At 69.3% G+C, this 23,504-nt stretch carries 18 protein-coding genes; 9 read left to right on the top strand and 9 right to left on the bottom strand.

What is annotated here, in order from left to right:
• The first annotated feature begins 14 nt into the window (after nt 1-14).
• Together AC4FS1_RS08830 and AC4FS1_RS08825 are read left to right on the top strand one after the other, a co-directional pair.
• Complete coding sequence (locus AC4FS1_RS08830; protein WP_491154264.1) at nt 15-311, top strand: hypothetical protein; 297 nt, start codon at nt 15-17, stop codon at nt 309-311.
• Between the two features lie 76 nt (nt 312-387).
• Nucleotides 388-1,239 carry a CPBP family intramembrane glutamic endopeptidase gene (locus AC4FS1_RS08825; RefSeq protein WP_491154262.1) on the top strand — a complete coding sequence of 284 codons (852 nt, stop codon included), beginning with the start codon at nt 388-390 and terminating at the stop codon, nt 1,237-1,239.
• Nucleotides 1,240-1,427: 188 nt separating this feature from the next.
• Here AC4FS1_RS08825 and AC4FS1_RS08820 read toward each other — a convergent pair whose 3' ends face one another.
• Together AC4FS1_RS08820 and AC4FS1_RS08815 are read right to left on the bottom strand one after the other, a co-directional pair.
• Nucleotides 1,428-1,862, bottom strand: coding sequence for a VanZ family protein (locus tag AC4FS1_RS08820; protein WP_491154260.1), 435 nt, complete (start codon nt 1,860-1,862; stop codon nt 1,428-1,430).
• A gap of 186 nt (nt 1,863-2,048) precedes the next feature.
• Nucleotides 2,049-3,056, bottom strand: coding sequence for a PAS domain-containing sensor histidine kinase (locus AC4FS1_RS08815; protein ID WP_491155688.1), 1,008 nt, complete (start codon nt 3,054-3,056; stop codon nt 2,049-2,051).
• A 435-nt stretch (nt 3,057-3,491) separates the two neighbouring features.
• Here AC4FS1_RS08815 and rplM point away from each other — a divergent pair, with 435 nt between their 5' ends.
• The 5 genes from rplM to AC4FS1_RS08790 all read left to right on the top strand — a co-directional run bounded on the left by rplM (nt 3,492) and on the right by AC4FS1_RS08790 (nt 7,066).
• Nucleotides 3,492-3,938: a 50S ribosomal protein L13 gene (gene rplM / locus AC4FS1_RS08810; RefSeq protein ID WP_491154258.1), complete on the top strand. Its 447-nt coding sequence runs from the start codon at nt 3,492-3,494 to the stop codon at nt 3,936-3,938.
• A 21-nt stretch (nt 3,939-3,959) separates the two neighbouring features.
• The gene (gene rpsI / locus AC4FS1_RS08805) at nt 3,960-4,424 is read left to right on the top strand and encodes a 30S ribosomal protein S9 (RefSeq protein WP_491154256.1); all 465 of its coding nucleotides are present in this window, start codon (nt 3,960-3,962) and stop codon (nt 4,422-4,424) included.
• Between the two features lie 14 nt (nt 4,425-4,438).
• The gene (gene glmM, locus AC4FS1_RS08800; RefSeq protein WP_491154254.1) at nt 4,439-5,797 is read left to right on the top strand and encodes a phosphoglucosamine mutase; all 1,359 of its coding nucleotides are present in this window, start codon (nt 4,439-4,441) and stop codon (nt 5,795-5,797) included.
• A 220-nt stretch (nt 5,798-6,017) separates the two neighbouring features.
• On the top strand, nt 6,018-6,575 hold the full coding sequence (locus tag AC4FS1_RS08795) for an NADPH-dependent FMN reductase (RefSeq protein WP_491154252.1): 558 nt from the start codon (nt 6,018-6,020) through the stop codon (nt 6,573-6,575).
• Nucleotides 6,572-7,066 carry a flavin reductase family protein gene (locus tag AC4FS1_RS08790; protein ID WP_491154250.1) on the top strand — a complete coding sequence of 165 codons (495 nt, stop codon included), beginning with the start codon at nt 6,572-6,574 and terminating at the stop codon, nt 7,064-7,066. The genes AC4FS1_RS08795 and AC4FS1_RS08790 overlap by 4 nt, the downstream gene beginning before the upstream one ends.
• Nucleotides 7,067-7,212: 146 nt before the next feature.
• Here AC4FS1_RS08790 and AC4FS1_RS08785 read toward each other — a convergent pair whose 3' ends face one another.
• The 5 genes from AC4FS1_RS08785 to AC4FS1_RS08765 all read right to left on the bottom strand — a co-directional run bounded on the left by AC4FS1_RS08785 (nt 7,213) and on the right by AC4FS1_RS08765 (nt 13,951).
• Nucleotides 7,213-8,142, bottom strand: coding sequence for a Ppx/GppA phosphatase family protein (locus AC4FS1_RS08785; RefSeq protein ID WP_491154248.1), 930 nt, complete (start codon nt 8,140-8,142; stop codon nt 7,213-7,215).
• A gap of 100 nt (nt 8,143-8,242) precedes the next feature.
• Nucleotides 8,243-9,124 carry a hypothetical protein gene (locus AC4FS1_RS08780; protein WP_491154246.1) on the bottom strand — a complete coding sequence of 294 codons (882 nt, stop codon included), beginning with the start codon at nt 9,122-9,124 and terminating at the stop codon, nt 8,243-8,245.
• The gene (locus AC4FS1_RS08775; RefSeq protein ID WP_491154244.1) at nt 9,108-11,681 is read right to left on the bottom strand and encodes a DUF4062 domain-containing protein; all 2,574 of its coding nucleotides are present in this window, start codon (nt 11,679-11,681) and stop codon (nt 9,108-9,110) included. Before AC4FS1_RS08775 ends, AC4FS1_RS08780 begins: the two co-directional genes overlap by 17 nt.
• A gap of 183 nt (nt 11,682-11,864) precedes the next feature.
• Nucleotides 11,865-13,070, bottom strand: a complete 1,206-nt coding sequence (locus AC4FS1_RS08770; RefSeq protein WP_491154243.1) for an MFS transporter — start codon at nt 13,068-13,070, stop codon at nt 11,865-11,867.
• Nucleotides 13,070-13,951, bottom strand: coding sequence for a TIGR03620 family F420-dependent LLM class oxidoreductase (locus AC4FS1_RS08765; protein WP_491154241.1), 882 nt, complete (start codon nt 13,949-13,951; stop codon nt 13,070-13,072). The genes AC4FS1_RS08770 and AC4FS1_RS08765 overlap by 1 nt, the downstream gene beginning before the upstream one ends.
• A 662-nt stretch (nt 13,952-14,613) precedes the next feature.
• Here AC4FS1_RS08765 and coaA point away from each other — a divergent pair.
• A complete protein-coding gene (coaA, locus tag AC4FS1_RS08760) occupies nt 14,614-15,567 on the top strand; it encodes a type I pantothenate kinase (protein WP_491154240.1) in 954 nt (317 codons plus the stop codon).
• A gap of 205 nt (nt 15,568-15,772) precedes the next feature.
• Here coaA and AC4FS1_RS08755 read toward each other — a convergent pair whose 3' ends face one another.
• Both AC4FS1_RS08755 and AC4FS1_RS08750 read right to left on the bottom strand, forming a co-directional pair.
• Nucleotides 15,773-16,093, bottom strand: coding sequence for a hypothetical protein (locus tag AC4FS1_RS08755; RefSeq protein ID WP_491154239.1), 321 nt, complete (start codon nt 16,091-16,093; stop codon nt 15,773-15,775).
• A gap of 151 nt (nt 16,094-16,244) precedes the next feature.
• Nucleotides 16,245-16,853, bottom strand: a complete 609-nt coding sequence (locus tag AC4FS1_RS08750) for an acyltransferase (RefSeq protein ID WP_491154238.1) — start codon at nt 16,851-16,853, stop codon at nt 16,245-16,247.
• Between the two features lie 212 nt (nt 16,854-17,065).
• Between AC4FS1_RS08750 and AC4FS1_RS08745 the strand changes: the two genes are divergently transcribed.
• The gene (locus tag AC4FS1_RS08745; protein ID WP_491154237.1) at nt 17,066-23,485 is read left to right on the top strand and encodes a DUF4082 domain-containing protein; all 6,420 of its coding nucleotides are present in this window, start codon (nt 17,066-17,068) and stop codon (nt 23,483-23,485) included.
• Nucleotides 23,486-23,504 lie beyond the last annotated feature (19 nt).

The raw sequence follows: 23,504 nt of genomic DNA, 5'->3' as shown, positions 1-23,504 counted from the left end.
GACGCCGGGTGTGAGTGTATCGAGGCCGGCTGGCGCGCTATCTGCCCGACACGGCGGTGGGTGCGGCCCTCGCGGCAACGAGCGGCCACCTGGCGATCGTGCTGCGCGGTGCGGGTGTGGATGCGGCGCCCGCCTTCCCCGAGGGGATCGTCGAGCTTCCGGTGTCCGACAGTGATGCCGATCTCCTGCGCGGGCGCACCGGGCTGCACGACGGGGGAGTGGTCGTGGTTCGACCGGATCGGTACGTCGGCTTCATCGGGAGCGGCGTCGTGGAAGGGCTCAGCACCTACGAGCGACTCCTCGAGAGGTGACGTGTCGCGACGACCGCGGGCTGGGGCGGATGCGCCGCTCCCGGCTCGGCGCGGGAGCCCGGTAACGTGGGCGTCGATGACCGAGCCGACCGACGCCGCGCGCCGCGACCTCCTCTTGCCCGAGGCTGAGTTCGAGTCGGCGCCGGCTGGCGGCGAGCAGTCGCCGCGGTCGGGACGCCGCCGTTCACCACGACGGCGCCGCACGTGGATCGAAGGCGGCACCTCGGTGCAGCGCTGGGGCTGGGAAATGCTCGGGTGGGCCGTGCTCGCCCTCGGCGCGGGGATGGTTGCCGCCGCAGCGCTCAACGAGTTCGTCCCCCAGCCGCTCGGATCGACCCTGTCGCTGCTCGTCCTGTGGGTCGCCTTCGCGGTGCCGGTGATCGTCGCGTTCACCCGGTCTCGCCCTCGGGCCCTGTTGCGCTTCCGCCCGCTGGACCTCCTCTATGGCATCGGCCTCGGCATCCTGCTGCGCCTCGCGCAGGGATGGATCGAGCTCGCCGCTGGGGGGAGCGGCGAATGGCCGTCGTATCCGTCGGCCGGTGGGGCGCTGCCTTCGGGGTGGTTCTTCGAGGAAGTGCTCGGAGCGACGCTGATCGCGCCGGTGCTGGAGGAGTTCTTCTTCCGCGGGCTCGTCCTGGTCGCGGTCTACACCGCCGTCCGTCGCATCGCGGGACGCGGGACGGCCGCGTTCGCCGCCGTGCTCGTGTCGACCGGACTCTTCGTCCTGGCGCACGCGCTGCTGGTGCCCATCCCGTGGGACGACGCCGTCGCGCTGGCCCTCGTCGGAGTAGTCAACAGCCTTCTGGTGCTCTTCACCGCCCGGATCTGGGCGGCCGTGCTCGCGCACGTCGTTTACAACGGCCTCTGGGTCGCGCTCGCCACAATCGGCACGGCGCTCGGCGGATCGTCCGGCGCCACCCTCGGCTGAAACGGAGAACCCCTCCTCCGCGGCAGAGCGGAGGAGGGGTAGAAACCGACCGGTACAGGTGCCGTGCACCGGGTTGCATCGGGTTATCGGGCGCCACACTATTCCTGCAAGCGCTCCTTCCGCCACATTTTGCCCGCCGATTAGGGGATTAATTAGGGGATTCGGCGTTGTCGGTGAGGTGCGGAGGTTCAGCTGGCCTCGGGGTGGGGCGGGATGGTCCGGGTCGCGCGACCGATTCCGAGGGCCAGCACCACGCCGACGGCCGTGCCGAGGGAGTTCGCGAGCAGATCCAAAGCGCTTGCCGTGCGCCCCGGGAGGACCACCTCTTGCACGAGTTCGATCGCCAACGACGCCCCGACGCCGCACGCGAGGGCGATCGGCCACGAGCGGAGGAGCGGGGTCAGCAGAACCCCGAAGGGGACGAACAGGGCGACGTTCGCCGTGAACTCGATTCGCCGGTACGTCGCCCACGGGAAGACCCGCTCGATGGCCGACAGCAGCGGACCGGCATCGCGGTCGACATGCGTCGGCCAGAACGCGATGAGCGCCAGCGCGACGGCGTAGAAGAGCAGCGCCGCGACGAGCGCGCGACGCGTGCGCGGATCGGCGGGGGGACGGAGCATCCCGCCACGATAGGTGCTCGGGGTTACTGCGGCATTTCGTCCCGGAGGTTTATCGGGCGGGCGCTTCGTCTCGCTGCGCTCGCTCAGCGTCCGGGGGTGCGCTGCGCTCGCTCAGCGTCCGGGGGAAGCGCTGCGCTCGCTCAGCGTCCGGGGGAAGCGCAGCGCTCGCTCAGTGACGGAGAGGGGTCAGGCGGAGGGGAGGTGGACGGAGACCGTAGTGCCGGCGCCGACCGTGGACGCCAGCTCCACCCGGCCGCCGAGGCGCTCCACGATCTCGCGCACGCTGGCCAGGCCGACGCCCGAGCCGCCATCGGCGGGATCGGACAACCGGCCGCGCTGGAACGGCTCGAAGATCGTCGGCAGGTCCTCGGGGGCGATTCCGCGACCGGAGTCGGAGATGCGGACGACGACCTGGGTGCCCAGGTTCTCGATGACGATCCGGATGATGTCGTCGCTGTACTTCGCGGCGTTGTCGAGCAGGTTGGCGATCGCGCGCCGCAGCATCGAGGCGTTCGTGAGCGCTCGCAGACGCCGATCGCTGACGATCTCCAGCCGCTGATACGCGTTTCCGGGGAGCACCAGCTCGCCGGCTTCGCGAGCCAGAGACCCGAGCACGACACTGTCGAGCCGGTCTGCGACCCCACCGCCGATGTGGGAAGTGAGTTGCCCCATCATCTCCACGAGGTGGTCGGTCACCGTCGAGACACGGTCGATGAGGGCGTGATGTTCGGGCGCGGCCTCCTCGAGCAGGTCGACGTATCCACGGAGGGCGGTGATGGGGGAGAGGTAGTCGTGCGCGAAAGAGCGCAGGAAAGCCTCGCGCTTCTCCTCCTCGCGCTTGTCGGCCGTGAGGTCGCGCGTCATCTTCACGAAACCGGTCAGGGTCGAATCCTCCGCGTGGATGGCTGTCAGCACGACCTTGGCCCAGAACAGCGACCCGTCCGCCCGCACTCGCCAGCCGGAGTCGTCGGCGGAGCCGCTGCGGATGGCGCTCTCCAGCAGCCGCGCGGGAAGGTGGCGCTCTCGATCCTGCGGCCGGTAGAACCGCTCGATCGATGAACCGACGATCTCCGACGCCTTGTAGCCCTTGATGCGCTCGGCGCCCGGGTTCCACGTGCGCACGCGCCCCGCGGTATCGAGCCGGATGATCGAGATCGACGTGACCTCAGACGCCCAATCGCCCGACTGGCCCACCGCCAACAACGGAGCATGAGGGGCACGCGGTTCGGGGGCTCGCTCGTCGACAGTCCGCTCCGCGGCGGCCACGCGGCGGAACGCAGGGTCGATCGGATGTGCACGGTGAGGTGCGCTACGGCTCATTTCGGTGCCCCCAGAAATGACGCAACCCAAACCCGGACGGATCGCGATCTTGACCTCACACTCTAGCCAACTGTCCCCCATTTGGGGGACAATCCCACAAATTCTCCCGGGTCATCGCCTCTCAGGCAGTTTGTCCGCTGCATCCGGATGCCGTAAGCTGGTCGTTTGGTACACGCCGTCTGCTGGCGTGCCACCGCGAACGTGAGCCCTCCACTGGTGTCTTCGCTCCTCGGCCTTCGGCTCGAGGGAGAAAAGCCCCCGGAGCGGGATTCACGAACACCTCCGTTCGAATCAGAAAGCAGCACTATTGTGACGCGCACTTATACCCCCAAGGCTGGCGAAGCTCAGCGCGACTGGCTCGTGATCGACGCGACCGACGTCGTTCTCGGCCGTCTCGCCTCGCACGCCGCCGTTCTCCTCCGCGGCAAGCACAAGGCCACCTTCGCCAACCACATGGACGCCGGTGACTTCGTCATCATCATCAACGCCGACAAGGTCGCGCTGACGGGCCAGAAGCTCCAGAAGAAGAAGGCCTACCGCCACTCGGGTTACCCGGGCGGCCTCAAGTCGGTCACCTACGAAGAGCTTCTCGCGAAGAACCCTGAGCGCGCCGTAGAGAAGGCCGTCCGCGGCATGCTGCCGAAGAACAGCCTCGGCGCGCAGCAGCTCACCAAGCTCAAGGTCTACCGCGGCGCAGAGCACCCTCACGGTGCGCAGCAGCCCAAGACGTACACCTTCGACCAGGTCGCCCAGTAAAGCGCCGATTAAGGATCACTCGTGTCGAACATCGAGAACTACTCCACTGAGACGCCGACCGACTCGGTCGCCGTCGCCGCCGAGCGTCCCGTCCTGAGCGTGCCCGGTGCCGCCGTCGGTCGCCGCAAGCAGGCCATCGCCCGCGTCCGCATCGTTCCCGGCACTGGCGTCATCACCGTCAACGGCCGCACCTTCGAGGACTACTTCCCGAACAAGCTGCACCAGCAGCTCGTGAAGGACCCCTTCACCGTGCTCAACCTGACCGACGCGTACGACGTCATCGCGCGCATCTCCGGCGGTGGCCCCTCGGGCCAGGCCGGCGCGCTGCGCCTCGGCATCGCGCGTTCGCTCAACGGCATCGACGTCGAGAACAACCGCGCCACCCTGAAGAAGGCCGGCTTCCTCTCCCGCGACGCCCGCGTCAAAGAGCGCAAGAAGGCCGGTCTCAAGAAGGCCCGCAAGGCGCCTCAGTACTCCAAGCGCTGAGTTCGGCTCGTTCCATGCCGCTTTTCGGCACGGACGGGGTGCGGGGGCTGGCCAACGGCCCCCTCACCGCCGACCTCGCGCTTCACCTGGCCCAGGCGACCGCCGTCGTCCTGGGCCAGGGCCGTACCGCCGAGGCGCGTCGCGCGGAAGGCCGACGGCTCACCGCGGTCGTTGCCCGCGATCCTCGCGTCTCGGGTGAGTTCCTCGCTGCCGCCGTGTCGGCCGGGCTCGCCTCATCCGGTGTCGACGTGCTCGACGCGGGTGTCATCCCGACCCCGGCCGCCGCGTTCCTCATCGGCGACATCGATGCCGACTTCGGCGTCATGGTCTCGGCGTCGCACAACCCCGCGCCCGACAACGGCATCAAGATCTTCGCCCGCGGCGGCGTCAAGCTGCCCGACGAGGTCGAACGGCGCATCGAAGCCGCCCTCGGAACCGACAAGCTCCAGCCGACGGGCGCCGGGGTGGGCCGCATCCGCCGCTTCGCCGACGCGGAAGACCGCTACGTCGTGCACCTGCTCGGCTCCCTCCCGCACAGCCTCGACGGCATCCACGTCGTGCTCGACTGCGCCCACGGCGCGGCGGCCGGCGTCTCGCCCGAGACGTTCCGGGATGCGGGTGCCCGCGTCACGGTCATCGGCGCCGACCCCGACGGCCTGAACATCAACGACGGCGTCGGATCCACGCACCTCGACCAGCTCGCGAAGAAGGTGCTCGAGGTGGGCGCTGATGTCGGGATCGCCCACGACGGCGACGCCGACCGCTGCCTGGCCGTGGATGCGGAGGGCCGCATCGTCGACGGAGACCAGATCATGGCGATCATCGCCGTGGCGATGAAAGACCGCGGTCACCTCGTCGACGACACGCTCGTGGCGACCGTGATGAGCAACCTCGGACTCCACCGCGCGATGGCGGACAACGGCATCCGCGTCGTCCAGACCGCCGTCGGCGACCGTTACGTGCTCGAGGCCATGAGCGAGGGCGGCTACGCGCTCGGCGGTGAGCAGTCGGGTCACGTCATCATGAGCGAATTCGCCACGACCGGTGACGGCCTGCTCACGGGCCTGCACCTCGTGGCCGAGATGGCCCGGCAGGGGAAGTCGCTGGCCGAGCTGGCTTCGGTCATGACCGTTTTCCCGCAGGTCCTGGTGAACGTGCGCGACGTCGACCGCGACCGCGTGGCAACCGACGAGGTGCTGCAGGCCGAGGTCGAAGCCGTGACGGCCGAGCTCGGCGACACCGGACGCGTGCTGCTGCGCGCATCCGGAACCGAAGCCCTCGTACGGGTCATGGTCGAGGCGGCGGACGCCGAATCGGCCCAGGAGTACGCCGACCGCATCGCGTCGGTCGTGCGCGACCGCCTGGCGGCGTAGCGCGCTGCTCCGCACGCGCTTCATCCGATGACGCGGGGGTTACCTCCGCGAAACATCTGCTGCGTATCCTGGCGGTGCAACGTAAGCCGTTGCGGGCCACCGGGACAAAAAAACTCGGTGGAACAGTGAGAGACGTCGGCGTCGCTCGAACCCGCCTCGCGGCTATGTTCGGCGACCGCGTCTCACCCTCCTGCCAATCGGTGAAAGTGTGAGAACGAATATGACTGTGAAAGTTTCCATCGTCGTCGGCAATCCCAAGCCGCAATCGCGAACGCTGAAGGTGGCCACCACCCTCGCCGAGCGCCTGTTCGCCCCCGGCTCGTACGAGCTGACGGTGATCGACCTGGCCGAATACGAGGCCGACATCTTCGCGTGGCCGTCGGAGACGATGGCCGCCTTGAACGCCGGCGTCGCCGACAGCGACCTGGCCGTCTTCGCGTCGCCCACGTACAAGGCGACCTACACCGGACTCCTGAAGGCATTCCTCGACCGGTACCCCGCCAACGGACTGTCGGGGGTCGTCGCGATCCCCGTGCTGACGGGGGCGGATGCGACGCACTCCATGGGTCCGACGCACAACCTCGCCCCGCTGCTCGCGGAGCTGGGCGCGATCGTCCCGGGCCGCGGGTTCTACTTCGTCTCGAGCCAGATGGACCGCCTCGACGACCTCGTGGATGCGGCGGCCGCCGAGTACCGCGGCAACCTGGCGCGGCTCGCCTCCGTCGCCGGTGCCACCCTCGTGGATGCTCCCGCCGCGGCAGCGGAGGTCGTCCGGTGAGCGGCGTCGACCCCCGGGCGTTCCGCGACACGCTCGGGCACTTCGCATCCGGCGTCACGATCGTCAGCGGCATCGACGACGACGGACCGATCGGGTTCACCTGCCAGTCGTTCTACAGCGTGTCGATGGATCCCCCCCTGATCTCGTTCAGCGTCATGACGACGTCGACGACGTACCCCCGCATCCGCGACACCGGCCGGTTCGCCGTCAACGTGCTGTCGCACCATCAGCACGACGTGTCGTCGCAGTTCGCCCGCAAGGGTTCGGACAAGTGGGCCGGCGTCTCCTGGACGCCCACGGAGGCCGGGAATCCGGTGATCAACGACACCCTCATGTGGCTGGATTGCGAGATCTGGGCCGAGCACGAGGCCGGCGATCACCTGATCGTGATCGGCCGAGTGCTCGAACTGAGCCCGCCGGAATGGCACCGGCATGAGCCGCTGCTGTTCTTCAAGGGCGTGTACCGCCACCTCCGCGAGCTCGCGAGCTGACGGTCCCCGACCTACCCCGGAGCCTGAGCGAGCGCGGCCTGACGCTTCGTCTCGCTGCGCTCGCTCAGCGTCCGGGGGCCCTGTTTCGCCGTACCGGGCCCTGAGCGAGGAGCGTAGCGACGAGACGAAGGGTCGGCGCCGGGCGGCTACATCGCGAGCGACTCGATGTAGCGCAGCAGCACGCCCTCGCGAAGCGCCCATGGCGACACCTCGAGCTCCTCGACATCCATCGACTTCATCGCCTGGTGCAGCACCACCGCACCCGCGACGATCTGGACGGCGCGATCCGCGGTGATCCCCGGCAGCTCCTGCCGCGTCTCAGCCGGGATGCGGGCAAGACGCGGAATCCACGCCTTCAGGTCGCGCCGGGGGAGCACCATCCGCTCGATGCCCGACCACCCGGGTACGGGATACCCGGCGAGTTTCGCCAGTGAGCGGATCGCCTTCGACGACCCCACGACATGGTCGGGCCGCGGGAGCGCCGCGAAGCGCTTGGCCACCGGTGCGAGAACGGATGCGGCGTGCCGACGCAATGCCTCGAGCTGGAAGTCGGTCGGCGGATCGTCGGGCAGGAACTCCAGCGTCATCCGCCCTGCTCCCAGCGGCACGGAGTCGGCGAGGTCGGGCAGCTCGTCGGCACCGCCGGCGAGCTCGAGCGATCCGCCACCGATGTCGAACAGGAGGATCTGCCCCGCCGACCACCCGAACCAGCGACGGACCGCGAGGAACGTGAGCCGGGCCTCGGTGTCGCCACCGAGCACCTGGAGCGGCTGCCCGAGCGTCTCCTCGATGCGCGCGATGACGGCCGGGCCGTTCGTCGCCTCCCGCACCGCCGATGTCGCCGTGGCCAGCAGCTCGTCCACCCGCTCCGCAGCGGCTATCGCGCGGGCCTCGGCGACAGCATCCACCAGCGCTGCCACACCGGCGGGGTCGATGGAGCCGTCGGGAGTGAGGTGCTGCATGAGCCGCAGCGCTGTGCGACGGCTCGTGGATGCGGTGGGCCGCCCGCCGGGGCGGGCGTCGGCGATGAGCAGATGAACGGTGTTCGAGCCGATGTCGAGGACCCCAAGGCGCACGGATCGAGCGTAGCGGGGCGGCGCGCCGCTTCGTGACCGCGCGGGGCGACGCTTCGTCTCGCTGCGCTCGCTCAGCGTCCGGGGGAGGGGCTGCGCTCGCTCAGCGTCCGGAGGCGGGGAGGGGAGGGCGGGAGCGACGGCGGCGCTCGCACCAGATGGTGAAGGAGCCGTAGGCCAGGACAGCGCCGGCCACGAGCACGATGAAGGCCGCGGTCATCGGGCGCTCCCATCGCAGGTCGGCGGAACGGAGCACGAGCGACAGGCAGATCGCGGCCAGGCTCACCAGCTGCGCCTCGAACAGGATGCGGAACGAGCTCCACCGCCGATCCCACAGCAACGCGACGTTCACGACGCCCGTGAGGCTCAGGACGGCGCCGGTCACGCGACCGGTCAGCGGGGTCAGGTCCCACGCCCAGAAGGATGCGGCGAACGCGGGCGCGAGGAAGACGACCGCGCCGAAGAGGAAAGCGGCCGCGCCGATCGCCACGAGCCCCAGCGCCGCGAACGACGGGATGATGACATCCGCCGGGTCGGGCTCGACCTGAGCATGCCGGCGTTGCACGATCGCCAGCACGACGACGATGAACGGCGTCGTGGCGTAGAGCGTGATCCACACCCAGAACGACACGTTCATGGAGAACCGGTCGAGGTGCAGGAGCGTGGCGACCAGCAGAGCGCCCGCGAACACCGCGACCGCCGGGAAGCCATGCTGCACCCGATGCCACCGCCGCTCCCTCGCGACGCGCACGAAGTACCAGATGCCGCCCACGTAGGCCGATGCCAGAAGGTACGCCGACAGCGGCGGGGTGATCGGCCACGCGAACAGTTCGCCGGTCCGGTCGGGGAACACATACAAGAGGAATGCCGCGGCGATCAGGAACGGCAGAATCGCCAACGCCACCCCTCGCGTGGTGCGCAGGACGACGTCGTCCCGACCGTCCGATCGCGCGGAGGAGTCGCGCGCGTCAGCGGGCGACCGCATCCAGCACCTCCTGCGGCGACATCGCCATGCCCCGCACGACCGCCGCATCCAACTCGGCGCGGGCGCCATCGTCGGCCAGCGCCTCGAAGGCGGGTGCGTACAGGGCGGCCTGGCCCCTGTCGTTCGCGCCCATCCGCCGGCGTAGTGCGGCTGCGGAACCCAGCAGGAGCCCCGCCTCTTCGACGTCGCCCCGGAGCGCCGCGACCCCGGCGCGGCCCTCGAGTCCATAGGCGATGCCCTCGTCGTGCCCCAGTTCCAGCGAGGTCTCCAGGCCTTCATGGAAGTCGGATGCGGCGGCCTCGATGTCGCCCCGCGCCAGACGCGCCCACCCCCGGTGATGCTCGGCGATGACGATGCCGAGGCGCTCCCGGTTGGCGGTGGCCAGGCTCAGACTGCGCTCGAACAGCTCGAGGGCACCGTCCGTATCGCCGATCATGAGGTCGACGCGCCCCATGGTCACGAGTGCCATCGCCTCGCCCCACCGATCGCCGATCGACGCGAACCCGTCGATCGAACGGGTGAGGATCTCGTGCGCGCCGGCGACGTCGGGTCCCTCCCTCCGTCCGAGAAGCGCGAGACCCAGGGAGACGCGTGCCAGCGCGGCACCGCCCGCGTCGCCCGCCTGCTCGAACAGCTCGGCGCTGCGGGTCAGGCCGGGGATGACGTCCAGGCCCGGATGTTGCCAGAACTCGATGGCATGGGTGTAATACTGCGCGACCGCCTCGGTCCACGGGCTGAGAGGGATGCCCTCCCGCGCGCTGCGTTCGAGCACGTCGGCCATCCGTGCCTGCTGGGCTCCCAGCATCCCCGAGAGCCACGCGTACAGGTAGAGCGCCCAGGCCATGCGCGCCAGGTCGTCGAACCTCCCGTCGTCGCTGAGAAAGCGGAGGACGGCGACGAGGTTCTCGGACTCGGCGTCGAGGCGGTGCAGCCACGCGAGCTGGCTCGGACCGCTCATGTCGTGCGAGGCGGTGTCGGCGAGCGTGCGGTAGTACTCCGACCAGCGTTCCCGCACGGCGTCGTCGCTGCCCAGCTCGTGGGCGTACGCATGGACGAGGGACAGGAGCGTGAAGACGCGGACCCCCCGGCGGTCGCGCTGCTGCAGGAGGCTCGCATCCACGAGCACGTCCAGCGCGGTGGCCGCATCCACATCGGGTATGCCGGCGAGCGTCGCCTCGGCGGCGGCGCGGGTGAAGGGTCCGGCGAAGACCGCCAGTGCAGCCAAGGCCGAGCGCGTCGGAGCGTCGAGCAGGCGCACGCTCCATTCGATCGTGGCGCGGATCGTCTGCTGACGTGCCGGCAGGTCGCGGGCGCCGTCGACGAGGAGCGACAGGGCGGAGTCGAGGCGCTCGAGGATCTCCTGCGGCGTATGCGACCGCATCCGCGCGGCGGCCAGCTCGATGGCCAGCGGGATGCCGTCCAGCGCTCGACAGATCGCTGCGATGGTCGCCGTATCGGCTGCCGTGAGCCGGAAGCCGGGAAGCACCGCCGCCGCGCGCTGCACGAAGAGAGCGACGGATGCAGTGGCCTCCAGCGCCTCGACGCTCTCGTCGTCGCCCGGCGAGGCGAGCGGCGCGACGGCGTAGACGTGCTCGGCGCGCAGGCGCAGCGGCGAGCGGCTCGTGACGAGGATCGTGAGGTCGGGGACCGCGGTGACCAGGCGCACGAGGACATCCGCTCCGTCGAGCACCTGCTCCATATTGTCGAGCACGAGGACCATGTCGCGACCCTCGAGGGCGGCCAGCAGCGATGCTTCTACCGGGCGTTCGCCGTCGTCGCGCAGGCCCACCGCGCGCGCGATCGCGGGCACCACGCGGTCGGGGGACGTGATCGACTCCAGCAACGCGAAGGCGACCTCACTGCCGGACGCGGCGAGGGTGGTCGCCACCTCGATCGCCAGGCGGGACTTGCCGATGCCGCCCGGTCCGACGAGGGTGACGATGCGCGTGGCCGGGTCGCGGAGCATCCGCACGATTTCGTCGCGTTCACCGTCGCGCCCGATGATCGGCGTGTAGGCCGAGGGGATGGCGGTGCCCGCCGAGGTGGTCGGCGGTTGCGCGAGAGAGCGCCGGGAGGCGCGGGCGGCCGCGTCGAAGCGATCGGCGAGCAGGGTCGAGAGGTCATTGATGACGAGGTCGCGGAGTTCGTCAGCATTCCGGAACGATTTGTACGACACGCGATCGTCGGTGCGGATGCGGGCGAGCATCGCCTTGAGGGGCTCCTCGCGCTCAGGTGCGGGGGCCTTGATATAGATGAGCGAGGGGAGGTCGCCGGAGAGGCGGTACTCGTCTTCGAGGCCGGAGAACTCCTCGCCCGGGGCGACCCAGCCGTAGCTCTGCCAGTAGATGCCGAGGAAGATGTCGCTCTGCTCGAGGTAGGAGCGGTACAGCGAACGAGGCGGATGCGGACGGGCGCCGAGCTCGAACATCACCGGCGCGAGGCGCAGGCTCTCCACCGCTTCGCGTACCGCCGCTCTCTCGGGCTGGAGCTCCCCGAGGGTGGAGCTGACGAATACGCGGAGCCGCTGGTCGGGCGTCCTGATCGGGTTGGGCTCCATGGCGGTGGCCCCTCCGGGCTTGAACTCTCGCCACCAAGGGTATCGCGGCGCGCGGCGCAGCGGTGGGGGACGCAGCATCCCGGGCCGAGGAGATCTGCCCGGGCGAGGACGGATGCGGGCCGGAGTGTCCTCGCGTCGGGAGATGTCCTCGCTCCGGGCGGCTCGAGCCGCAGCGCGCGCGGATTAGTGGGGTGTCACGCGACGGACGAGCGGGTACAGCCCCGCGGCGAGGGCGAGGACACCGGCGATGACGAAGTCGATCCGCAGTCCGGCGATGTCCACGAGCACACCGCCCAGGAGGGATCCGAGCGCGATGGACCCCTGCATCGTGGAGACCAGCACAGCGGATGCTGCTTCCGGCGCGCCCGGTTGGGAGGCCATCATCCAGGTCTGCAGGGAGAGCGGGACGATGCCCCACAGGAGCCCCCACACGGTGAACAGTGCGCCGACGACGATGCCCCACCCGGCGATGAGCGGCAGCAGCACCAGGATTGCTCCAAGAACGAGCGACACACCTGCAAGCGTCGCCAACCGGTTCTTCGCAATGAGGTAGCCGCCGAGCAGCGTGCCGAACACGCCCGCGACACCGTACGCGACGAACAGGGCCGTGACGACCCCGGCTTCCAGGTGTGCTTCGTCCACCAGGAAGGGGGTGATGAACGTCGACGCTGCGAACTGACCGGTGACCACCAGAACAGAGGCGATCAGCGCGACTCGGGCGGGTGGCGACTGGAACACCCGGCTCAGTTCACGCCACTTCATGCCGACGGTGGGGCCGATCCGGGGCAGCAGCACAAGCTGCGCGAGAAGCACGATCGCCGACAGTGCCGCAGCGCTCAGAAACACCGCGCGCCAGCCCGCGAGCTGGCCGATGAACTGTCCCGCGGGCAGACCGATCACGGTCCCCGCGGAGATGCCGGCCAAGATGATCGACGTCGCTTTCGTACCCTTCCTCTCGCCCGCAAGCCGGAACCCCAGCGAGGGCACGACAGCCCAGAAACCGCCCAACGCGACCCCGACCAGCACGCGACCCAGAAGCAGGATCGCGAAGGTGGGCGCGAACGCTCCGATGATGTTCGCCAGGAGCAGCAGGAGGCCGAGAAGAAGCACGAGCCGGTTTCGAGGGATACGTGCCAGGCCCACCACGACCAGCGGTGCGGAAATCGCCGCGACCAGCCCGGGAACCAGAATCATCAACCCCGCGGTTCCGGTCGAGACCTCCAACTCCCCGGCGATCTGCGGCAGCACGCCGATGGGGAGGAACTCTGTGGCGACGAGGATGAACGCGCCGAGGGCCAGGGAGGCGACCGCCAACCACATCCGCATCCCCGGGAGGGGCGGGGTGTGTGCTCGCGTGGAACCGGTGTTGCGTGTGGTGGTGCCGTCCATTACGTCTCCGATGGCAGTAGTGCGTGAGAAAGTTCGGCCCACTCGTGGCGCGGAAAGCCGCGGGTGTCCGTCAGGACCTGGATGGCGACGTGGTCGGCGCCCGCAGCGTGCTGCTCCTGGACCCGCCGGACGATGGCGTCCATGTCTCCCCAGGCGACGGTGGCGTCGATGAGCCGGTCGCTACCGCCCCCGAGGAAGTCGTCATCGCCGAAGCCGGCTCGGCGCAGGTTCGCCTGATAACTGGGGAAGCCGAAATACATGCCGATCCCGGCGCGCGCGGTGGCTCGTGCTCGGGCGGGGTCGGTCTCCAGAACGACCGCTTGGTGGGGCGCGATGAGGGCTTCAGGTCCCAGCAGCGAACGGTAGTTCGACGTCAGGCCGGGGGTGACCAGGAAGGGGTGGATGCCTGCGGTGCGGTCGCCGGCGAGGGACACCATCTGCGGTCCGAGCGCCCCGAGGAGCCGCTCTTGCGGTGGTGGTTCGCCGGCATCCGCGTCCAGCTCGTCGAGGAAACGCCGCATCTCGGAAAGAGGGCTCGCGAACGTGTGTCCGCTGGCGGCTGCCGCTTGCGGGTTGCTCACCCCGAATCCGGTGAGGAGACGCGAGCCGTACTGCTCTCGCAGCCTGGCGTGCTCCGAGGATGTGCGGCGTGCGTCCTCAGACCAGATACTCACAACTCCGAGGGCGACACTCGTGCGTGAACCGGCCGCGAGGAGTCGTTCGGCGCTGGCCCAGATCCCGGGGCCGCCGGCGCCGGCAATCCACATCGCACCCCACCCCTGATCGTTGAGTTCCGCGGCGACCTGGTCGACCTCCGGGTTGCGGCTACGGAGCTCCATGCTCCAGATGCCGACCGGCCCGATCGGTACGGAACTTTTCATGGCTGCTGCCTCTCTGAGACCACCGCTTGGCGAACTGTTTCGCGACGCCGGCACCGACTCCCCGCGAACCGCGCGTCACCAGTGCGGACTTACCGATCGGGCTTGAAGTTGCATCTGTCATCGCAGTCCTATTAATTCTATTCTCCGCAGTACACAAACGCGTGGGTGCCGATGCTATTCCGAGAAGGCGGAATATTTGTTCCTGACAGTGCGGACGCGGTCGGCGGCATGCCGCGAGGACGGCCGCGGGAGTTCATTACAGGCGACGCGCTCGATGAGGCACTCGAGGTCTCTGGCGCAGGGGATACGCAGGCACGACTCCCACCTTCGCGGGGAACGTGACTGAGCGTGCCGGGCCGAGGAGATCTGCCCGGGCGAGGATGGATTCGGGCCGGAGCGTCCTCGCGTCGGGAGATGTCCTCGCTTCGGGCGGGGGTGGGGCCGGGTGCGCGGGTGTGCGGGGTGGGGTGGGAGGTGACGCAGCATCCCGGGTCGAGGAGATCTGCCCGGACGAGGATGGATGCGGGCCGGAGCATCCTCGCGTCGGGAGATGTCCTCGCCTCGGGCAGGGTGGGGCCGGGTGCGCGGGTGTGTGGGGCGGGCGTTCGGGCAGGCACCCGCGCGCCGCCCGGGCGCGGATCGCGCGGGAGTAGCATGGGCGCGTGCCCGCCGCCGGAACCGCCGTGCCCGCTCCGTCATTGAGCCCGTACCGCGAGATCGATCGAGCCGAGTGGTCGCGTCTGGCCGCCGGGATGCCGCAGCCCCTCAGCGAGACCGAGGTCGTGCAGTTGCGGGGCCTCGGGGATCGGCTCGACGTCCGCGAGGTGCACGAGGTCTACCTGCCCCTCAGCCGGCTGCTGAGCCTCTATGCGAAGGCGACCAAGCAGCTCGGAGCGGACACCGCATCCTTCCTCGGCGAGCAGGACGTCACGACGCCGTTCGTCATCGGTGTCGCCGGGTCGGTCGCCGTGGGGAAGTCGACGATCGCGCGTCTGCTGCGCGAACTCATGAGCCGCTGGGCCGACACGCCACGGGTCGAGCTCGTGACCACGGACGGGTTCCTCTACCCCAACGCCGAGCTGGAGCGGCGGGGCCTCATGGACCGCAAGGGTTTCCCCGAGTCGTATGACCGGCGCGCGCTGCTGAACTTCCTCAGTGAAGTGAAGAGCGGGGCCGAAGAGGTGCGTGCGCCGTTCTACTCGCACATGCGATACGACATCATGCCTGACGCGCACGTCTCCGTCCGCCGGCCCGACGTCGTGATCGTGGAGGGGCTGAACGTCCTTCAGCCCCCGCCCGCGCCGAATGACGTGGCGGTGAGCGACCTGTTCGACTTCTCGATCTACGTCGATGCTGACCCCGCGAACATCGAGCAGTGGTACGTCGACCGCTTCCTCGCGCTGCGGAAGGCCTCGTTCAGCAACCCGAATTCGTACTTCCGCGTGTTCGCCGACATCAGCGACGACGAGGCCGTGGAGCGCGCCCTCGGGTATTGGCGCGACATCAACCTGCCGAATCTGCTCGAGAATGTGCTGCCTACGCGGCACCGGGCGAGCCTGATCCTCGAGAAGGCCGCCGATCACACGGTCGAGCGGGTGCAGCTCCGCAAGCTCTAGCGAGGCCCCTTCGTCTCGGTCGCTGCGCTCCCTCGCTCAGGGCCCGGCCGGGCGGCCCGTCCGCCCCCGCCGGTCGAGCGCGGGCGTCCCGTCCCGGGCCTGTCCGCCCCGCCGGTCGAGCGCGGGCGTCCCGGGCCCGTCGAGTCGCCATGAAACGCGCATTCTCGCGCGAAAACCCGACGTTTCCTGGCGAGTCGACCGGGGGTTAGCGGGTGCGGCGTTTGGCGGGCTGGAGCGCGGGGACCGAGGCGAAGTACTGCGCGACGAAGAGGGCCATGCCGAGCGCGCCGAGGGCGAAGGGAAGGCGCGCGGACAGGGCGGTGCTCCGGCGGTGCAGGAGCCCGGCGACGCCGAGGTTCATCGCGCCCCACACGATGTTCGCGGTGGGGGAGGACAGCCCACGCCCCGGCGGGTCAGCGAACGGCGTCGGGAAGGGCTGCCCGCGCAGGCCGCTCACCGTGTGCGGGATGGCGTTGACCGTCAGTGCGCCGGAGGCGGCCTGACGGAGGAATCGGCGGACGGACATGTGCCTCCTGGGTCAGGGATCCGCCCGAGCGTAGCCGCGGCCGCCCTGTCCCCCCGCGGGGCTTGCCTTCTCCCGGTCGAGTCGCCAATATCCGTCCCTTTTTCCGCCGAAACACCACATTTTCTGGCGAGTCGACGGGGGTGGAGCGGGGTCAGGGCGCCAGGGGATGCAGCGTGCCGGCGGACTCGCGGTAGCGCTCGCCGGTTTCGGGGCAGACCCAATCGTCGCCATCGGCCGTGAGCGGACGGCCCGCCCGGCCGACCCAGCCGATCCGCCGCGCGGGTACCCCCACGACGAGCGCATAGTCGTGCACGTCCTTCGTGACCACGGCGCCAGCCGCCACAAGCGCCCACGCGCCGATGCGGACGGGCGCGATGCACACGGCCCGCGCGCCGATCGAGGCACCGTCGCCGATCTCGACGCCGACGGCGTGCCAGTCATCCGCCGACTTGAGCTGGCCGTCCGGCGTCACCGCGCGCGGGAACTCGTCGTTCGTGAGCACCGCGGCCGGCCCGATGAAGACGCCGTGCCCGAGCCGGGCCGGTTCGTAGACGAGCGCGTAGTTCTGCAGCTTGCATCCGTCGCCCATCTCCACGCCTGGACCGACGTACGCCCCGCGTCCCACGATGCAGTCGGCGCCCACGACCGCGTTCTCACGCACCTGCGCGAGGTGCCATACCTTCGTGCGGTCACCCACGCGGGCGGCCTCCGCGACGTCGGCGGTGGCGGCGATGAACGGCTGATCTGTCGGCGAAACCATGGATGCTCCCTCTCCGTGCCCGCGGATTCTTGAAATTGCTCGTGCACGCGTCTCCACAAACGCTATACTCACGGCGGGGAGACGCACGATTCCAGCACCGGTCACCGGGCAGGGGTCGTCGTCATCGTTATCCGCCTTCGGGCGGACTGGGGTCCGCCGGGGGGCGGAAAACCCGCACGCGCTCTCACGTGCGGCGGGTGGTCTGGGGAAAAATGGGGAACTCGACGCTCGTCGTCCACAACCGACGTTCGCCGCGCGCACGCTTCGCCGCGCTCACGGCGCTTGCTGCGCTCGTCCTGTCGCTGCTCGTGGCGCTTCCGCCCGCAGCCCGCGCCGAAGCATCCAGCCCCTGCGGCCCCGACGTCAATGCGATCGAGTGCGAAAACCGCGAACCGGGCACCGACCCCGAGGTATGGGACATCGACGGTGCCGGCGACGCCAGCATCCAAGGATTCGCCACCGACATCAGCGTGAATGCGGGCTCCCGCATCGACTTCAAGATCGATACGGATGCCGCGGACTACGACATCGACATCTACCGCACCGGCTGGTACCAGGGCCTGGGCGCGCGCCTGATCGACAGTGTTGAGCCCTCGGCTCCGCTGCCGCAGGTGCAGGAGGAATGCCTCTCCGACATCTCCACGGAGCTGTACGACTGCGGCACGTGGGACGTGTCGGCAGCATGGAACGTGCCGGCTGACGCCGTCTCCGGCGTCTATGTCGCTCGCCTCGAGCGCGGCGACACCGGCGGTGCGAGCCACATCACCTTCATCGTCCGCCGCGACGGCAACACCTCCGACGTGCTGTTCCAGACGTCCGACCCGACCTGGCACGCGTACAACAAATACGGCGGATCGAACTTCTACCAGGGGGCGGCCAACCGCCGCGCCTACAAGATCAGCTACAACCGCCCGTTCGCCACCCGCGGTGGCATCGAGGCGCGTGACTTCTACTTCGCGTCCGAATACGCCACCGTCCGCTTTCTGGAGCGCAACGGCTACGACATGAGCTATATCGCCGGCGTCGACACCGATCGACGCGGCGGAGAGCTGCTGAATCACAAGGTCTTCCTGTCCGTCGGTCACGACGAGTACTGGTCGGGTGCGCAGCGGGCGAATATCGAGGCCGCCCGCGATGCCGGGGTCAACCTGCAGTTCCTCAGCGGAAACGAGGGCTACTGGCGCACGCGCTACGAACCCTCCACCGTCGGTCAGGCCACCGATCATCGGACACTCGTGTCCTACAAGGAAACGTGGGGCGACTACCACGACCACGTCGGCGGGGGCAAGATCGACCCGAGCCCCGAGTGGACCGGTACATGGCGCGACCCGCGGTACGCCGGTCCCGAGATGGGCGGTCAGCTGCCGGAGAACGCCTTGATCGGCACGATGTACATGGTCAACGACGACTACCTGCCGGTCACCGTGAACGCCGATGAGGGCAAGACGCGCTTGTGGCGCAACACCAACCTGTCGAACCTCGCCGCCGGCGCCTCCGTGGCGCTGGCCCCCAACACCGTCGGGTACGAGTCGAACGAGGACGTCGACAATGGTCACCGTCCCGACGGCCTGATCCGTCTATCGACGACGACCGGGCGGGTTCCGCAGTACCTCGTGGACTACGGAAACACGGTCGTGGAGGGTGCGACCACCCATCACGTGACGCTCTACCGCGCGGAGAGCAATGCGCTGGTGTTCTCAGCGGGGAGCATCCAGTGGGGATGGGGTCTGGACAGCGAGCACGACGGCGACAACGCCCCGGCAGCAGACCCCCGAATGCAGCAGGCGCAGGTCAATCTCCTCGCCGACATGGGAGCCCAGCCCGGATCGCTGATGAACGGGCTCGTGGCGACTCCCGCCAGCGGTGACCGTACTCCGCCCGCCACGACGATCACCTCGCCGGCTGCGGGCCAGCAAGTCACTCACGGTGCCATGGTGACGGTGACCGGGACCGCCTCCGACACCGGAGGGCGTGTCGCCGGCGTGGAGGTCTCCACCGACGGGGGAGACACCTGGCACGCCGCCAACGGCACGACTCAGTGGTCGTACTCGTACGTGCAGCAGGGCTTCGCCGAAACCCCGATCCTTGCGCGGGCCATCGACGACAGCGCCAATTTCTCCCGCGCGGGGGTCGGCGTCAACGTGGATGTCACCGGGCCCTACACCGTCTTCGCAGGGGAGACGCCGTCCCTCGCCTCATCGCCCGACGACGAGGCCGTCGAGCTCGGCCTCCGCTTCAGTGCGGGGGAGGATGGGTTCGTCACCGGAGTGCGCTTCTACAAGGGCCCCTCGAACGGTGGAACCCACACGGGCTCCCTGTGGGACGCGGGCGGGCGGCGCCTGGCGCACGTGTCCTTCGTCGGCGAAACGTCGACGGGATGGCAGACGGCGCTGTTCGATCAGCCGATCGCTGTGACAGCGGGAGCATCGTACGTGGTGTCGTACACGGCGCCCAACGGTGGGTACGCGTACTACGAGGACTACTGGCCGTATGAGTCGACGCCGAGCTACCCGCTGGTGGTTGCACCGAACGTCGGGGCCTCTGCGGCCGGGGTCTTCGGTGAGCCGGGGGGCTTCCCCAACCGGGCCTTCAACGCAGGTAACTACTTTGTCGACGCAGTCTTCGAGGCATCCGCCTCGTCACCGGTCCGACTCGCAACCCAGAGCCCGGCATCCGGAGCGGGGAGCGTACCGACCGACTCGCCGGTCACCGCGATCTTCACACGCGATGTCACGCCATCGTCCGTTGCGATTCAGGTGACGCCAGAGGGCGGCGCGCCCGTCGCGGGAACGGTGTCCTACGACGCGGCCACCCGGACGGCTCGCTTCGCGCAGGCGGAGCCCCTCGCACCGCTGACGCGCTACTCGGTCACGATCTCCGCGACACCGGTCGACGGGTCCGTTTTCGATCCGGGCGGCGAGTGGACCTTCCGGACCGCGGCCCAGGCGCCGCCGGCCGGCGAATGCCCGTGCACGCTGTATACCGATGACGACCGCCCCACCATCCAGTCCGACCCGGACGCCGACAGCGTCACCCTTGGCGTGCGGTTCACGCCTTCCAAGGCAGGGCACATCAGCGCTCTCCGCTTCTTCAAGGGCGCCGGCAACACGGGCCAGCACGTGGGCGTCCTCTGGCGTGCCGACGGTTCAGAGGTCGGACGAGTGACCTTCTCCGGCGAGACGGCGACCGGTTGGCAGACGGCGTACTTCGACCGTCCGCTCGAGGTCGAGGCGGGCGTGGAGTACGTCGCGTCCTACACCGCACCGAACGGCCGATACGCAGTGACGGCAGGGGCGTTCACGCAGCCCTTCACCCGCGGACCGCTGACGGTACCGGCTCGCGGCGGCTCCTTCACCTACGACGGAGCCTTTCCCGCTCAGCGCTCGACGACGAGCTACTTCGTCGATGTGGTGTTCGACGACACCGCAGACGGCCCGACGCTCATGGCTCGGACCCCGCAGGCAGGGGCCATCGATGTGGCGAGGTCGACGGACATCTCGGCCACGTTCGATGTGCCGCTGACGACGGCGCCCACATTCACCGTGGCGGCCGACGGGACGGCAGTCGCGGGTGTGGTCCGACTTTCGACTGACCGGCGGACAGCCACCTTCGACCCGTCGTCGGCGCTACCGGCCGCGAGTGAGGTCTCCGTCAGTGTCTCGGGCATCGTCTCCGCGGATGGCGCCGGCCGCGACATCCAGTGGGAATTCCACGTCGTCGCCGGCACGGTGACGTTCTTCGGGTCCGACACCCCGGTCGCCACCGCGGCGAACGACGGCAGCTCCCTGGAACTCGGCATGTCGTTCCGTTCCGCCGCGAGCGGGGCAGTGACGGCACTTCGGTTCTTCAAGGCCGCGGGCGACACCGGCACCCACACAGGCACCTTGTGGTCAGCTGCCGGGCGTGCGCTGGCCACCGTGACCTTCCGGGACGAGAGCGCGTCCGGATGGCAGCGGGCCGTCCTCTCGCAGCCGGTGAGCATCGAGGCGGGCGTCGTCTACACCGTGTCCTACCTTTCTCCGCAGGGCAGATACGTCAACGCGGTGGACTACTTCACCAGCGAGATCTCGCGGGGCCCCCTCACTGCAATGGCCGTCGACAACGGCAGCTTCCGATATGGAGCGGGCGGTGTGAAGCCGGATTCGTCCTGGCGGGCGGCGAACTACTTCGTCGATGTCGAGTTCGTGGCCGGCGCAGACGGCTCGCCGGCCGTGTCTGTGACGTCCAAGACGCCGCAGGGAACGGATGTGGCGACCAACGCCGCCATCCGCGCGACGTTGTCGGCCCCCGCCGATTCCCCGTCTCTGTCGCTCAGCACCGGCGGCAACCCGGTAACCGGCGGCTCCGTCTACGCGAGCGACAGTCGGACGATCAGCTTCAACCCGTCTACGGCGCTCGAGCCTGCGACGACGTACACCGCGGTCGTGCGAGTGGGCGGACAGGTCCTCGACCAATGGACGTTCACGACGGCGACTCCCGAGCTCGGCGGCGTGACCCAAACGCTCTTCGGCGATCGCCTTCCGGCAGTGGCCGCGACCACCGATTCGGACCCGGTCGAGGTGGGCACGGCATTCACCGTCGCCCGCGTCGGACAGGTGACCGCTCTCCGGTTCTACAAGGGCCAGGGAAACAGCGGATCGCATCTCGGCACGCTGTGGAACGAAAGCGGCGTCGCGATCGCGTCGGTGCGTTTCGAGAACGAGACCGCATCCGGGTGGCAGCGCGCCGTGCTGACGACGCCGGTGACGGTGACGCCAGGTCAGACCTACGTGGTCTCCTACTTCGCGCCCAACGGGCGATACGCCGTGGAGACGGGATACTTCGCCTCCGCCAAGACCAGCGGATCGATCACCGGTCCCGCGCAGAACAACGGCCGCTTCCGTTATGGCGCGCAAGGGGGCTATCCGACTCAGTCCTGGGGCGCGGCGTCCTACTTCGTCGATGCGGAGATCGTCTTCGGCTCGACCACCCCCTCGCCGACGCCGACTCCGACGCCAACCGCGACTCCGACGCCGACCGCGACTCCGACGCCGACCGCGACTCCGACGCCGACCGCGACTCCGACGCCGACCGCGACTCCGACGCCCACCGCGACTCCGACGCCCACCGCGACTCCGACGCCGACCGCGACTCCGACGCCGACTCCGACGCCGACGCCGACTCCGACTCCGACGCCCACGCCCACGACGCAGACGCTGTTCGGCTCCGTCACGCCGACGATCGCCTCATCCAATGAGTCGGATCCGGTGGAAGTCGGCACTGCATTCCGCGTGACGGCGCCCGGCAAGGCCACGGCTATCCGCTTCTACAAGGGCCCCGGCAACTCCGGCACCCACCGGGGCACTCTCTGGGGCGCAAATGGTGCACAGCTGGCCCGCGTGACCTTCTCGGGCGAGACGGCTGCCGGTTGGCAGCGTATGGCGCTCTCGACACCGGTGGACTTGGTGCCTGGCGTGACGTACGTCGTGTCCTATCTGGCGCCGAACGGCAACTACTCCTACACCACCCGCTACTTCGCGACCGAGCGCGTGGCAGGGGCGATCGTCGGACCGGCCGGGAACAACGGCCGCTTCCGATACGGCACCGCGGGAGGCTACCCAGAGGAGTCCTGGCAATCCGCGTCGTACTTCGTCGACGCAGAGGTGACCTTCGGGGGTTCTGGCACGACGCCGACACCGACGCCGACACCGACACCGACACCGACGCCGACCGCAACGCCGGCACCGACACCGACGCCGACCGGCACGCCGACACCGACGCCGACCGCAACGCCGACGCCGACCGCCACGCCGACACCGACGCCGACCGCAACGCCGACGCCGACGCCGACGCCGACACCGACGCCGAGCGCCACGCCGACGCCGACGCCAACCGCGATCCGTGTGAGTGCGCAGAACCCCGCCGGCGGAAGCACCGACGTCGCGCCGACCACGACGGTGTCGGCGACGCTCCAGCCCGCCCCCGCAGCTGCGACGCTCCGCGTGTCCGGGCCTTCCGGCACTGTTTCGGGAACCAGCGAGTACAACGCATCCAGCGGCGTCGTGAACTTCGTCCCGGCGAAGCCGTTGGAGTGGTCGACTGGCTACACCGCCACGGTGACCTCGTCCGCCGGCACGGTGAGCGGCGGATCGTGGAGCTTCGCCACCGCCGCCGCACCGCCCGTCGTCGACGCTCAGACGATCTTCGGCGACGCCACCCCGCAGCATCCATGGTGGGATGACCACGACAGCGTGCAGGTGGCCACTCGTTTCACAGTCAACTCGCCTGGAGAAGCAACGGGCGTTCGCTTCTACAAGGGTCAGACCAACACCGGTCAACACACGGGTTACCTCTGGAACGCCGCGGGCCAGCGCATCGCCGAGGTGGAGTTCGTCAACGAGACCGCCTCGGGGTGGCAGACGGCGAAATTCACTGCACCGGTCGCGCTCGTCGCTGGTACGGAGTACCGCGTGGGGTTGTACAGCACGACCGGGCGGTACGCCGTCGACGTCGGAACGTTGGCAACCGAGACACGCATCGGACCGTTCACGATCCCGGCCAAGGGGAGTGCCTTCGTCTACGGTCGGGAGTATCCGGCAAGTCTTTCGACCCACAACTACTGGGTCGACATCATCTTCGACGGCGCCGGCTGACGGCACGTCGATCATCTGG

This window comes from Microbacterium sp. Z12_35 (assembly GCF_058310475.1).
The sequence above is the reverse complement of the archived record's forward strand: the minus strand, read 5'-3'. Positions and strand labels throughout refer to the sequence as shown.

Excerpts from the sequence above, each read along its gene's own strand:
- AC4FS1_RS08825 (WP_491154262.1), top strand. The coding sequence starts at position 388 with ATGACCGAGCCGACCGACGCCGCGCGCCGCGACCTCCTCTTGCCCGAG.
- AC4FS1_RS08820 (WP_491154260.1), bottom strand. The coding sequence starts at position 1,862 with ATGCTCCGTCCCCCCGCCGATCCGCGCACGCGTCGCGCGCTCGTCGCG.
- glmM (WP_491154254.1), top strand. The coding sequence starts at position 4,439 with ATGCCGCTTTTCGGCACGGACGGGGTGCGGGGGCTGGCCAACGGCCCC.
- AC4FS1_RS08795 (WP_491154252.1), top strand. The coding sequence starts at position 6,018 with ATGACTGTGAAAGTTTCCATCGTCGTCGGCAATCCCAAGCCGCAATCG.
- AC4FS1_RS08780 (WP_491154246.1), bottom strand. The coding sequence starts at position 9,124 with ATGCGGTCGCCCGCTGACGCGCGCGACTCCTCCGCGCGATCGGACGGT.
- AC4FS1_RS08775 (WP_491154244.1), bottom strand. The coding sequence starts at position 11,681 with ATGGAGCCCAACCCGATCAGGACGCCCGACCAGCGGCTCCGCGTATTC.
- AC4FS1_RS08770 (WP_491154243.1), bottom strand. The coding sequence starts at position 13,070 with ATGGACGGCACCACCACACGCAACACCGGTTCCACGCGAGCACACACC.
- AC4FS1_RS08765 (WP_491154241.1), bottom strand. The coding sequence starts at position 13,951 with ATGAAAAGTTCCGTACCGATCGGGCCGGTCGGCATCTGGAGCATGGAG.
- AC4FS1_RS08755 (WP_491154239.1), bottom strand. The coding sequence starts at position 16,093 with ATGTCCGTCCGCCGATTCCTCCGTCAGGCCGCCTCCGGCGCACTGACG.
- AC4FS1_RS08750 (WP_491154238.1), bottom strand. The coding sequence starts at position 16,853 with ATGGTTTCGCCGACAGATCAGCCGTTCATCGCCGCCACCGCCGACGTC.
- AC4FS1_RS08745 (WP_491154237.1), top strand. The coding sequence starts at position 17,066 with ATGGGGAACTCGACGCTCGTCGTCCACAACCGACGTTCGCCGCGCGCA.